This is a genomic window from Falsiroseomonas sp. HC035 (genome assembly GCF_050563525.1).
In the GTDB taxonomy this organism is placed as follows: Bacteria; Pseudomonadota; Alphaproteobacteria; order Acetobacterales; family Acetobacteraceae; genus Falsiroseomonas.
The window spans coordinates 217,688-230,523 of the sequence record NZ_JBNXUN010000004.1 but is presented as its reverse complement, the minus strand read 5'-3'; the positions used below and the strand labels follow the sequence as shown (position 1 = coordinate 230,523).

9 protein-coding genes are annotated in these 12,836 nt (G+C 73.3%); 3 read left to right on the top strand and 6 right to left on the bottom strand.

Annotation, left to right across the window (positions count from 1 at the left end; all coding sequences use genetic code 11):
• Positions 1-104 precede the first annotated feature (104 nt).
• From ACLF3G_RS11375 to ACLF3G_RS11360, 4 genes are all read right to left on the bottom strand, one after another.
• Entirely contained in the window at positions 105-569 is a 465-nt protein-coding gene (locus ACLF3G_RS11375; RefSeq protein ID WP_430669482.1) for a flagellar biosynthesis repressor FlbT, read from the bottom strand.
• Between the two features lie 247 nt (positions 570-816).
• Positions 817-1,857, bottom strand: a complete 1,041-nt coding sequence (locus ACLF3G_RS11370; protein ID WP_430669481.1) for a flagellin — start codon at positions 1,855-1,857, stop codon at positions 817-819.
• Between the two features lie 17 nt (positions 1,858-1,874).
• Positions 1,875-3,404, bottom strand: a complete 1,530-nt coding sequence (locus ACLF3G_RS11365; protein WP_430669480.1) for a flagellar hook-associated protein FlgK — start codon at positions 3,402-3,404, stop codon at positions 1,875-1,877.
• A 27-nt stretch (positions 3,405-3,431) separates the two neighbouring features.
• Positions 3,432-4,799: a flagellar hook protein FlgE gene (locus ACLF3G_RS11360; RefSeq protein WP_430669479.1), complete on the bottom strand. Its 1,368-nt coding sequence runs from the start codon at positions 4,797-4,799 to the stop codon at positions 3,432-3,434.
• Positions 4,800-5,045: 246 nt separating this feature from the next.
• Here ACLF3G_RS11360 and ACLF3G_RS11355 point away from each other — a divergent pair, with 246 nt between their 5' ends.
• Both ACLF3G_RS11355 and ACLF3G_RS11350 read left to right on the top strand, forming a co-directional pair.
• A complete protein-coding gene (locus ACLF3G_RS11355) occupies positions 5,046-6,791 on the top strand; it encodes a flagellar hook-length control protein FliK (RefSeq protein ID WP_430669478.1) in 1,746 nt (581 codons plus the stop codon).
• Between the two features lie 14 nt (positions 6,792-6,805).
• A complete protein-coding gene (locus ACLF3G_RS11350; RefSeq protein WP_430669477.1) occupies positions 6,806-7,480 on the top strand; it encodes a flagellar hook assembly protein FlgD in 675 nt (224 codons plus the stop codon).
• 38 nt (positions 7,481-7,518) lie between these two features.
• Here the strand turns inward: ACLF3G_RS11350 and pgi are convergent, their stop codons facing one another.
• Complete coding sequence (pgi, locus tag ACLF3G_RS11345; protein ID WP_430669476.1) at positions 7,519-9,153, bottom strand: glucose-6-phosphate isomerase; 1,635 nt, start codon at positions 9,151-9,153, stop codon at positions 7,519-7,521.
• 223 nt (positions 9,154-9,376) lie between these two features.
• Here pgi and ACLF3G_RS11340 point away from each other — a divergent pair, with 223 nt between their 5' ends.
• Positions 9,377-12,379: an ATP-binding protein gene (locus ACLF3G_RS11340; RefSeq protein WP_430669475.1), complete on the top strand. Its 3,003-nt coding sequence runs from the start codon at positions 9,377-9,379 to the stop codon at positions 12,377-12,379.
• Position 12,380: 1 nt separating this feature from the next.
• Here ACLF3G_RS11340 and ACLF3G_RS11335 read toward each other — a convergent pair whose 3' ends face one another.
• Positions 12,381-12,743 (bottom strand): MmcQ/YjbR family DNA-binding protein, encoded by a 363-nt coding sequence (locus tag ACLF3G_RS11335; RefSeq protein WP_430669474.1) that lies wholly within the window; start codon positions 12,741-12,743, stop codon positions 12,381-12,383.
• Positions 12,744-12,836 lie beyond the last annotated feature (93 nt).

The window sequence follows — 12,836 nt, the reverse complement described above, 5'->3', positions numbered from 1 at the left end:
GCATCGGCCACTGACCCAGGCTTGTGGGCCTACCCTGCCATCCTGCCGCGGCCCGATGAATCCGGCGTAAAGCACGCCAAGGATTCCGGCCCAGCCGAAAACTTCTAGCTGGCGTGCGGCCGCGCTGCGGCCGAGGCACCCAACGCGCCCAGCGGCATCGCGAGACCGGTCTGCACATCGAGGCCGAGCACCGTCGCCTCGTGCCGCATCACATGCCGCACCAGGCGCAGCGCCTGGTACCATTCGTCCTGCTCGGCCAGCGCCAGCGAACGCTCCAGCAGCTGGCGCGCCATGTCGGACGTCGTCGCTTCCTGGAACTCGGCCACCAGGCGGTGCGCGTCGGCCATGGCGGTTTCCCGGTCCTCCTCCGGCCCGACATAAGCGCATTGCAGCGCGAAGTAGATGCGCCGCGACGGCGTGTTCGCCCCCTCCGGCGCCATCACCTGCTTGCCGAACAGGAAGCGCGCCTTCGCCACGAGCTCCACGCGTGTGCGGCTGCGGAAGCGCAGGGAGGCACCGTTCACGACCATCAACTCGCCGGCCCGCATCTCGAGCACCAATGTGGACATGCCACTCTCCCAACTGTGCCGGCCCTGGCGGCTGGTCGTGCCGCCAACCCGGGTGCCGGCGAATGCCGGCCGTCGCGAATCTTTCGCCTCCGCGCGGCCTGCGCCGCGGGCTCGTTTCTTCGAGGTGCGTGCCGCACAGCGGCCACCGGCCGAGGCGCACCACGCCCCGGCATCATGGCGCAGCGGCATTAACGTGGCTTGAAGGCGCGGGGTCCGGCGGCGGCATTCGCGCGATGGTTGCAGCCGCCTACCGCAGCAGCTGGGCCAGCGACAGACGGGACAGCATGCCGGTGACCTCGTAGGAGGCCTCCAGCCGCGAGCGAAGCTGGCCGAGCTGGGCGGAGGCCTCGGCCAGATCCACCTCCTCCAGCGTGCCGAGTTGCGTCCGCAGCGCCACCAGCGTGTCCCGATGCCCGTCCCGCGCGCTCGCCAGCCGCCGTTCCGCCGCGCCGAGCACGCCCTGTTCCGCCGAAAGCCCGCGGGTCACGCCGCCGAGCGACTCCGCCACGCCCTGCAACAACGGCGACAGGCCGCCGCCTTCCGCCGCCTGCGCGGGCGTGACGGCGGCCAGCACCGCCAGGCTGCGCAACAGCTCCCGGCCCCAGCTTGCGGCGAGTTCGCCATCCGCGTCGCGGTTGGCGAAGACGCCGATGGCCACACGCTCGCCATCCGCGACCTGCACGGCGCGGGTCGCCTCGGTGCTGCCGTCGCCCTCCAGGAAGGCGGAAAAGGCGGTGGTGGCGGGGTCGATCGCCGCCGCCACGGTATCGGCCAGCACCGAAGCGGCATTGCCCGCATCGAGCGTGGCGACGGAGGCGGCGATGGCGGTGGCCAGCGGGCCCTCCGCGATGCCGGCCGCATCGGGCACCGGCGGCGCGCCAACGTCGGAGCCGGAGAACAGGTAGTCCCCGCCATGCTGCGTGTTGAGCAGCGCCGCCACTTCCTCCAGCGCCGCGCGCGCGGTGCGGGCCAGCGCCTCCGTGCCCGGGGGGCCGACGGTGCGGGCGCGCAGGGCTTCCGCGTTCAGGTTGCCGGCGATCTCCTGCAGCCGGCCGAGCACGGTCTGCGTCGCCGCGGCACGGCCAGCGGCGCGGTCGGCGGCGCCGGCATAGGTCTCGCGCCGCGCTACCTCCCCGCGCAGGTCGATCGCACGGCGCGCTTCCGGCTTGAGGTCCCCGAACACCTGCGCGCGCTGGCCGGTGGAGACCTGGCGGGAGGTGGTATCGAGGCGCAGGCGCAGCGCCGACTGGTCGGAGGCCAAACCGCCGATGGTGCCGAGGATCGACATGGTTCAGGCCCCCTTCGTCAACGGACGGCGCTGAACAGCGCGTCCCACATCGCCTGGATGGTGGAGATGACGCGGGCGTTGACGCCGTAGGCGGTCTGCAACTGCACCATCGCCGCGACCTCCGCATCCACGTCCACGCCGGAGCGTTCGGCGAAGCGGCCGGCCAGCAGCGATTCCAGGCTGCCGGCGCGGGCCAGCGCCTCGGTCGCCGCGGCGCGGGCGCCGGTCTGCTCGGCGACCAGCGCGGCGCCGTAATCCCCCAGCGTGCGCAGCCCGGACAGCGGCGAGGCGAGCGTGCCATCGGGGCCGAGGCCGCCGGTGGCAAAGCCCGGCTGCGCCACCCCGGCCGCCTGTTCCCCGCCGAAGCTGAAATCCAGCACCCGATCCAGCAGCGTGGCGAAGCCGGCCGGGCCGCCCGGGGGGTTTGGCGTGAAGGCCGTCGGGCCCGCGGGGGCGCCCGCCACCGCCTGCGTGCCATCCCGCAGCAGCGCCGTGTCGGCGGCCACGGCCGGGTTAACCCGGATGGCGCCGGCGAAGCCGATCATGCTGCTGCCGGCATAGGGCTGCGTCGGGTCCGGCACGGTGCCGGCGGCATCGGTGAAAAGGCGCAGACCCTGCTGGTCCAGCCGGTGCGCCAACTGGGATGCCGCCAGATCCGCCTCCGCCTGCATCCGCGGCAGGGTCGCGTCGCGCAGCGCCACCGCAGCCCCCATGCGGCCGCCGGCCAACTGACGCGTTACGTCGCGCCCGCCCAGCATCACGCCGGGCAGCGTGCCGGCCCCGCCATGATAGGCGCCGCTGCCGACCGTCGCATCCTCCAGCGAGAAGGGCGCGCTGCCGGGCACCAGCGGCAGCACCACGCCGCCGCGCGCCACCAGCGTCACCTCGCCGTTCGCGGCGCGGATGACGGACAGGTCGAAGGATTGCGCCAGGCCACCGATGGCCAGGTCGCGCTGGTCCTCCAGCCCCGCGGTGCTGCGGCCGGCGGCGTGTTCGCGGGCGATGTCGCGGTTCAGCGTGGCGACTTCGGAAAGGCCGGCATTCACCGCCACGACCTCCGCCCGCAGCGCATCCTGCGCGCCCTGCCGCGCCGTGCCGATGGCGTCGGACACGCCGTTCAGCCGCGCGGCGAGCTGCCCGGCCGCTTCGACCACGGCGCCGCGCCGCACCGCATCGGCAGGCTGTTCGCGCAGGTCGATGAAGGCGGCCTGCAACCCGCCCAGCAGGCCACCTAGGCTTTCGCCATTCTCCGGCGAGCCATGCGCGGCTTCCACCCCGCCAAGCAGCCTTTCGCGCAGCGTGGCCGCGGCGACATCGCCGCCGGCCCGCTGCTGCGCCGCCTGCACGGCGAGGTCGACATCGCGCGTGATCGCCTGGGCGCGCACGCCGTTGCCGGCGCCGGCGACGGTCTGCGCCAGGCCGGCCTGGGATTTGCGGGTATGGCCGGCGGTGCCGGCATTGGCGATATCGTCCGCCGCCCGCGCCATCTGGCGATCGAGCAGGCGAAGGCCGCCGGTGGCGACCGAGAGTGCGCCGTCGAGGCTCATCGCAGCGGCTCCCTCACGACTTCACCCTCACCGCTTCATATTGATCGTGTCCTGCAGCATCTCGTCGCTGGCAGTCACGATGCGGGTGTTGGAGGTATAAGCGCGCTGGGCCAGGATCAGCTTGGAGAATTCGGCGGCGATATCGACGTTCGAACGTTCGATTGAGCCCGTCACCAGCTTGCCGACGCCGTTGGAGGACGCATCCGTCACCCGCGCCTCGCCGCTTTCGACGGTGCGCAGGAAGGCCTGGCCATCCAGGCGCTGCAACTTGTCGGGGTCGTTGAAAGCCACCACCGGCACCCGGGCCACGATGCGGGTCTGGCCGTTGTCGTAGTTCACCGCGACATCGCCATTCTCTCGCACCGTCACACCGGAATAGGCGCCGAGCGGCACGCCGTCCTGCGACAGGTCGCGCACGCTGTATTCGGTGCCGGAGAAGTTGGTCAGCCCGGTGGGTTCGCCGAAGCCGCCGAGGCGCAGGTTCAGGGTCTGCTGACCGAAGCCGTAATCCGCGGTGAAGCTCAACGAGGCCGCATCGCCGGCCGCGATCGGCGGCGGCACCGTGCCGGTGGTGGCGGCAAGTGCGGTGATGGAGGAAATCGTGCCGGCAGGCGCGTCGATCGGCGGCGGACCGGCGGCGATCTGCCCGCCGAACTCGATATCCGCGAAACGGCCATCCACCGGGTTCTCGGTATCTCCGGCCGGGGTGATGCGCAGGCGCCAGGTGTCGGTATCCAGCCGCCACCAATCCAGCGTCACCTGCTGCTGGTTGCCGAGGTCGTCGAAGATCTGGATGACGCTGCTGACCGGCGGCTCGGTCGGCGCCCAGGGCGCCGCGGCCGGCACGGTGGCGACGCTGGGCACGTTGTAGGGCAGGTTGGCGGCCAGGTCGATGCGCGTCGTCGGCTGCGGGTTGTAGACCAGTTCGCTGATGCGGATCGGGTTCAGCGCAGTGCGGTCGGGTTCGCCGTTGGGCTGGATCTGCCAGCCCTCCAGGTAGTAGCCGGCGCCGTTCACCATGTAGCCGTCGCGATCCATCGCGAAGTCGCCGGCGCGGGTGTAGAAGCGGCGATCGTCGAACAGCACGTCGTCGCCGGTGCCGCCGCGTGCCTGGGCGACGGAGAAGAACCCCTGCCCGGCGATCGCCATGGCGAGCGGGTTCTCGGTCTGCTCCACCGTGCCCTGCACCGTATTGGTGTAGTCCGGCCGCGCCTCCACCGAACCCGGCATGTGCAGCCGGTTGGTGGAGCGGGTGAGCCAGCTGGTGAAGTTGGTGTCCACCCGCTTGAAGCCTGTGGTCTGGCTGTTCGCGACGTTATCGGAGACATGGCCGAGGGCACGGGCCTGGGCGGTCAGCCCGCTGATGGCGGTGGTCATGGAGCCGAGCAGCGACATGCGTGTGGCCTTCCGTGGCGGAGGAGCGCGAGAGGTGGCGTCGGGCCTCGGTCGAGCCGATGCCGGACGGGGTGATCGCAACCGCCGTGCCAGCCTGGACCGCCTGATCGGCGGCCGAGGCTGCCGGCTGGCGGCAGGTTCTGCCGGCCGACGACCCGATTCTTCCGGGCGAGTCCTGGGCGGGCCTGGCATGGCCGTTGCCTTGCAGGAGCCGTGGCGAATGCCGCCCGAGGAAGACGCCTTAGCATGGACATCCTGGCCGCCATTCCGCCGCCGACGGCGAACGCGGGCCCCGCCCCGGCCGCAGCGGGTGCCGCACCCCAGGGCTTCGCGGCGCTGCTTGGCCTCGCGGTGCAGGCGCAGGACCTGGCGAGCGCCGGGACGCCAGGCGCGGACCTGGCCGAGGCGGCAGTTTCGGCGATGCCCCGATCGCTTCCGGAACCTGTCGCCGCACCCGTGGGGGATGAAGGGGCTGGAGCGCTCACGACCGGCACGGCCGGGACGGAGGCGACGGCGATGCCGGAGGCGGCCATGGTCGCCGAGCCGAACCTGGTCGCGCCGACGCCCGCGGGGCTGGTCTTCTTCATGCCGGCGGTGCCACCGCTGGTGGAGCCGGTTCCGGCGGATCAGCCACCCGCCGGAACGCCGGCCGCGACGCCCGCGCTGTCGCTGCCCTTGTCGCCGCCTGCATCCGTCGCGAAGCCGGCTGCGTCAGGGCCAGCCGTGGCGGGAGGCAGTACGACGCCACTGGGTCCAGATGCCGCGGTGTCCGCCACAACGGGTCTGGTTGCCGATGTCGCGGCGCCCGAGGCTGCGGCGAGCGGCGACCTGCCGCTCGCAGGCCTGGCGCCGACCCCGTACGAGGCGCCCGACGCTGGAAGCGCGCCGCCGACGCCGCTTTCGGGGCCGCTGCCTCCGGCCGCAACGCCTGCAGCCCATCCGGCAGCCCATCCGGCAGCCCATCCGGCAGCGCCGGGCGGGCCGGAGCAGTCTCGCGCGGCGGACGGCCTCGCGACATCGCCAGGGGCACCGACCCCGGCTGCGCCCGGCCAGGCCGACGGCGCGCCGGCCGCCGGCTTGGCCATGGCGGCCTCGCCGCAACCAGGCGGCCAGGCCGCGGCGCTGCCTGGTCGCGACCCGGCGGCGGACGGGCGTTTGGCCCTGGCCGTCCGATCGGCGTCCACGCCGCAGCCGACCCTGGGCCCTCCGCCCTCGTCCGACCCCGAGGAGGCGCCCGCCGCGCCGCAGTCGACCGAGTCCGGCGACACGTCATCCGGGGATAAGGGGGAAGCGCTGCCGACCAGTCTCGGCACGGTCTCCTCAGAAGACGGCATGCCCGTCGCCTCGGCCGAGCCAGACCTGGCGACGGACCCGCGTCCAGCCGTGGATCGGCCTGCGCCTGCGGTGGCCGCTGCCGAGCCCGGCCCGGCCGAGCGAAGCCCTGGCCAGCCGGGGCCTGTCCAGTTGGGCCTCGAGCAACCTGGCATCGACCTGTCCGGCCGCACGCCGGCAGCCGCGGCGCCGCGCGCGGGCGTCCCGGTTCCCGTGGCCTGGCCTGCCCGCCAGGTCGCGCCCTTCGCCGTGGCTCTGGCGCTCGGGCCGGATTCCAGCCTGACCCTGACGCTCGATCCGGTGGAACTCGGCCGGGTGGAGGTCGCCATCGAGCGCAGCCGCGGCGAGGCCGTCATCCGCGTCTCCGCCGAGCGGCCCGAAACGCTGGCCCTGCTGCAACGCGATGCGCGGGAGCTGGAGCGGGCGCTGGGCGACGCCGGATTTGGCGACCGCGCGCCGACACTGTCCTTCGGACTCAGCCAGAACGGTCCGGGGCAGTCCGGGGCCGGAAACCCAAACCCCCGCCAGGACAACCCAGGCCCCGGCGGGGGACCGGGCGGGGGACCGGGCGGGCAGAGCGAGGCGGGTGGCTTCCCGCGCCTCGCCGACCAGCCCCCGCGACGCGCCCCGCATCGCGGCCTCATCGATCTCGCCGTCTGACGGAGACCCCGGCCATGAGTGGAACCATCCAGCCCACAAGCTTCGCGACCGGCACAGCCAGCAGCGGCAATGCCGCCAGCAGCGCCACCAGGCTGTCGGGTGACCTCGACACCTTCCTGAAGCTGCTGACCACGCAGTTGCAGAACCAGGACCCGACTGCGCCGATGGATGCGAACCAGCTGACCGAGCAGCTGGTGCAATTCTCCACCGTCGAACAGCAGGTCAACACCAATGCCACCCTGCAGCAGTTGCTGGCCCTGCAGCAGTCCAGCCAGCTCGGCGAGGCGGCAGGGCTGGTGGGGCGGCGCGTGGCGGTGGAGACGGACCGGCTGCCGTTGCAAGGTGGCCGGGCGGAGGTGAACCTGCCCGCCGCCGGTGCCGCCCGCAGCGCCCGGATCGAGGTGCGCGACGGCAACAACCTGCTGGTGCGGTCCAGCGACGTGCCGCTGACCGGTGCCGCCAGCACCTGGCGCTGGGATGGGCTGGACGGCCGGAACCGCCAACGCCCGGATGGGCTGTACCGCGTGACGGTGAGCGGCCGTGCCGCCGATGGCGCGGCGACGCCGCTGGCCTTCTCGGTCAACGGGCAGGTCACCGGGGCGGTGCGCGAATCCGGCTCGGTGATGCTGCGGATGGACGGGCTGACGGTCGGCTACGACCGCCTGCGGGATTTCGGCCAGGGTGGCTGAGGCCAGGATGGCTGAGGCCAGGACGGCTGAGTGCAGGCTCAGCCTTGCAGGCGGTGGATCTCCGCGATCATCGCGGCGGTCGCCGCATCGGCCGCCGCGGCCTTGCCCTCCAATGCCGGCAGGATGCCGGATGCCAACTGCTTGCCAAGCTCGACGCCCCACTGGTCGAAGGGGTTGATGCCCCAGAAGGCGCCGAGGCACGCGACCTTGTTCTCGTACAGGGCGACCAGCGCGCCGAGCGTGGCCGGTGTCAGCGCCGGCAGCAGGATGCTGGTGCTGGGGCGGTCGCCGGGGAAGCTGCGATGCGGCGCCAGACGGTCGATCTCGGCCGGGTCCAGGCCCGCCTTCGCCATCTCCGCCCGCGCCTCCGCCTCCCCCCGGCCATGCGCCAATGCTTCGGCCTGGGCCAGGGCGTTGGCGAGCAGGATGCGGTGGCTGCCCGGATGCGCGTGGTCCGGCCGCGCCACCAGCACAAAATCCACGGGCACCGGGGTGGTGCCCTGGTGGATCAGTTGCAGGAAGGAATGCTGCGCGTTGGTGCCCGGCTCGCCGAACACCACCGGGCCGGTCGCGTGGCCCACCGGCTGCCCATCGGTCGTCACGCGCTTGCCGAGGCTTTCCATCTCGACCTGTTGCAGATGTGCGGCGAAGCGCGAAAGCCGTTCGTCGTAGGGCAGCACGGCCCGACTCGGGTAGCCGAGGCCGTTGACGTGCCAGACCTCCGTCGCCGCCAGCAGCAGCGGCAGGTTTTCCGCCTCGGGCGCCGACAGGAAGTGCTCGTCCATCTCCCGCGCGCCGGCGAGCAGGCCGGTGAAGGCGTCCAGCCCGCAGGCCAGCGCGATGGAGAGCCCCACAGCCGACCACAGGCTGAACCGCCCGCCGACCCATTCGGCGAATCCGAAGACATGTTCCGGCGGAACGCCGAAGGCCGCGGTGGCGGGCAGGTTCGTGGACAGCGCCGCCAGGTGCCGCGGCACCGCGTCCTCGCCCAGGGCCTGCGCCAACCACGCCTTCACGAGTTGCGCATTGGCCATCGTCTCCTGCGTCGTGAAGGTCTTCGATGCCACCAGCACCAGCGTGCGCCGCGGATCGAGCGTGGGTCGCAGCGCCTCCCACGCATGGGCGTCGACATTTGCAAGGTAGTGCGCCCGCATCGGCATCCCGGCCCGCCACAGCGCGCGCGTCACCATCGCCGGGCCGAGGTCGGACCCGCCGATGCCGATGTTCACCACATCGGTGAAGCGGTCGCCGCCGGCGCCGAGGATGCGGCCGGCATGGACGTCCTGCACGAAGGCGGACATGGCGGCGAGCGTGGCGTGCACGGAAGCGGAGGCGTCCTCGCCACCGGTACGGAAGCGGCCCGCGGGCGCGCGCAGCGCCAGGTGCAGCGCGGCACGGCGTTCGGTACCGTTGACCTGCTCGCCGGCCGCCATGGCATCGCGGAAGGCCGGCACGCCCCGCGCGCGCGCCAGGTCCAGCAGCGCCGCCAGGACGGGCTGCGTGAGCGAGGTGCGCGACAGGTCCAGCAGCAGCCCGGCGGCGCGGAAGGACAGGCGGCGGGCGCGGTCCGGCTCGGCCTCGAGCCGGGACCGGATGGCGCCGGCGCCGGGCTGGCGCGCCAGCGCCGCCAGTTTCTCCCACGAGCCCTCCCAGGCCGCACCTGCCAGCGTCATGTCTTCCTCCCCGATGAACGACCGGCGCGACAAAATGCGCCGAGTGGGCAATGATGCGCGAAGCGTCGTCGCCCGGGCCTCGCCGGATCGCAGGTCCGGCGCTTTGTTGCGCGGCCGGCGACACGTGCATGAAACATGGGCAGGTCCAGGATACCGCCCGGCGAGGGGGCTGCGAAGGGACGCGGTGACAAGGCTGAGGGACCAGTCGAGGGCGAGGCCTTCCATGGGGATGCCGGCGCGCGGCACCGGCGGACGCTGGCTGGCGCTCAGCCTGGCGGCCTTCGCGCTGATCGCCGGCTGGCTGTTCCTGGCCGCGACCCTGGCCGATCGCCGCGCCACCCTCGCCCAGGGGTGGAGCGCGGCCGAGAACACCGCAGCCCTGCTCGCCCAGCATGCAGACCGGGTGCTGCGCTTCGCCGAATTGACCAGCGGGCGCGTTGCGCAGCTTGCCGCCGATGCGCCGTTGGAGGCGCTGCGCGAGGAACGCTGGGCGGAACTGGCGCGGCTGGCTCAGGACGTGCCGGAGGTGCACGCCATCTGGGTGGTGGATGCGGCCGGGCGGCTGGTGGTGAACAGCCTGGACCGCCGGCTGCACGGCGCCTCGCTCGCGCACCAGCCCTATTTCGAGCCGTTGCGCGCCGGCGCCGCCGGGCACCTGACCGGGCTGCTGCATGGCGCGCCCGTCGGGGGCTGGTTCTTTGCCTGGGGCCGGCCGCTGCAGGACGAGGCGGGCCGTTTCCGGGGCGCGGTGGTGGCGGCGATCGCGGCGGAGGAACTCGGCCAGTTGATGGAGGGGCTTGCGCTGGGGCCTGGCGCCTTGCTGCAACTGGACCGGCTGGATGGCGCGCGGGTGATGCGCTGGCCGCTTTCCGCCAGCAATCCGGCTACCGACCCGCAGCGCCCGATGGAAGGCGCGGCGGGGGTGCGGGAGGAGGTGGACGCGGCGGGGACCGAGCGCCTGCTGGCCTGGCGGGCGGCGCCGGGGATGCCGGTGGTGGCCTCCGCCGCCATCTCCCGCGCCCATGTGCTGGTGCCGTTCCGGGGCCGGCTGCTGCGCAACGGCCTGATCTTCGCCGTGTCGGCGGCGCTCGGGGCGCTGCTTGGCCTGGCGGCGCTGCGGGCGGAAGGGCGCGAACGCGCGGCGCGGCATTCGGCGGAGGAACGCGGCACCGCGCTGGCCGCGGCTTTGGCGGAGCGCGAGGAACTGCTGGCCTCCGTGCAGGAAGGCGAGGCGCGGCTGCGGCTGGCGCAGCAGGCCGGGCGGATTGGGTTGTGGGACTGGGACCTGCGCGACGGCCGGCTTGCCCTGGTCGGCGATGTCTTCGGCGAATGGGGCCTGCGGTCGCGCCGCCGGATCACCGCCCGCGCCGCGCTGCGCGGCGTCCGCGCCGAGGACCGGCTGGGCCTCGCCGCCGCGCTGGCCGCCGCGGTGCGTGGCGAGATGCCGCTGGAGGCGGAATTCCGTCTGGCCGATGGGGAGGTTTCCGATGGCGCGGAACGCTGGGTCGGGGTGCGGGCGGAGGTGCGCCGCGGCCTTGATGGCCAGCCGCGCCGGATGCTCGGCATTGCGCTGGACGTGACCGACCGCCGCCTGAAGGCGGAGGCGCTGGAGGTGGCCAATGCCACGCTGGAACGCCGCGTCGCCGAGCGCACCGGCGCGCTGGCCGATGCCAGCGCCCGGCTGCGGGAGGGCGAGGCAAGGTTTCGCGGCATCTTCGACGCGACGTTCCAATTCATCGGCCTGCTGTCGCCGGACGGCACGCTGCTGGAGGCGAACGAGGCGATGCTGCGGCTCGGCGGCGTGCGCGCGGAGGAGGTGATCGGCCGGCCCTACTGGGATGCGCCCTGGTGGCCGGAGGATGCGGCCCTGCGCGGCCTGGTGCGCGATGCCGTGGCACTGGCGGCGGGCGGGCAGTTCATCCGGCGCGAACTTGCGATGCAAGCGGCCGATGGCCAGGCTCTGGCCATCGACTTCTCCATCAAGCCGGTGCGCGACGAGGACGGGCTGGTGTCGCTGCTGGTGCCGGAGGCGCGCGACGTCTCAACCCTGAAGGCGGCGCAGGCGCAACTGCTGGAGGCGCAGAAGATGGAGATGCTGGGCCGCCTGACCGGCGGCGTGGCGCACGACTTCAACAACCTGCTGATGACGGTGCTGGGCAATCTCGGCCTGGCGCGCAAGCGGCTGGGGGAGGCCGCGACGCCGCAGATCCTGCGCCACCTGGATGCCGCGGCGCTGGGCGCGGAGCGCGGCGCGCAACTGACGCAGCGGCTGCTGGCGTTTGCCCGGCGGCAGGATCTGAAGCCCGCCGCGGTGGACCTGGAGCGGCTGCTGGCGGGTCTGCACGAATTGCTGGCGCAGTCCGCCGGGCCGCGGGTGCAGGTGAAGCTGGAGACGCCAGGCGGGCTGCCGGCCGCGATGGTGGACCCGCATGCGCTGGAACTGGCGCTGATGAACCTGGTGGTGAACGCCCGCGACGCGATGCCGGAGGGGGGACGCATCGTGGTCCGGGTCAGCCGGCGGACCCTGCACGGGGTTTCCGCATCCCGGGAAGCCGGGCCCGGTGCCACTCCGGAATTGGGGGCCGGTGAGTACCTGTGCATCGCAGTCACCGATCCAGGCCAGGGCATGGATGCGGCGACGCTGGCGCGCGCCGTGGAACCGTTCTTTTCCACCAAGGGGCCTGGCCAGGGCACCGGGCTCGGCCTGTCCATGGTGCATGGTCTGGCGCTGCAATCCGGTGGCGCCCTGCAGATCGACAGCACGCCCGGGCGCGGCACCGTGGTGACGCTGTGGCTGCCGGTCTCGGCCGAGGCGGCGGCCGCGGTGCTCGGTTCGGCGGATGGCGAGGCAGCGCTGCCGCGGGGCCAGGGGCGCGTGCTGCTGGTGGATGACGAACCCCTGGTGCTGGAGGGCACGGCGGCGATGCTGTCGGACCTGGGCTACGAGGTGCAGACTGCCGCTTCGGCGGAGATCGCGCTGGGCCTGCTGTCCACTGGCCCCGCACCGGCGGCCGTGGTCACCGACCACGCGATGCCCGGCATGACCGGCGCCGACTTCGCCGCGGTGCTGGCGCGGGACATGCCCGGGCTGCCGGTGATCCTGGCGACCGGCCATGCCGGGCCATGGAACGATGCGGAGGGACCGCCGCGACTGGCGAAGCCTTATTCTCAGGCACAGTTGGCGCGCGCGCTGGCGGATGTGCAGCAGCGGCAGGCGGCGGAATAGGCTAGTCCGCGACCTGCTCCGCCAGCCGCCTCGGTGCCACCAGCCGGTAGCTGCGCCGAACCAGCGCCGCCGCCTCCGCCCAATCCGTTGCCCCTTCCAGCCGCAGCGCGACCCAGCCCTTGTGGCCGAGGTAGGGCGGCCGGAAGAACCGGTCCGGTGCCGCTTCCAGCAGAAGCTGCTGGCTGCCCGGCGGCGCCTTGAACCACACGGCCGGGCCATCCTCCGCCGTCTGCACCATGGCGAAGATCCGGTTGCGGACGCGGAAGGTCGGGTGGTCCCAGGTCTCGACCTCCGCCGCCTCCGGCAAGGCGAGGCAGATGCGGCGAAGCCGGGCGATGGCGCGCGGGCGGGATGGGTGTGGCATCCGCCGAGGCTACCCCGGCAGGTGGCGCGTTTCGCCAGGTTTCGCGCGGCTTGACCCGGCCCGGGCGGGCGGGGGAGCCTGCCCCGCCAGCAC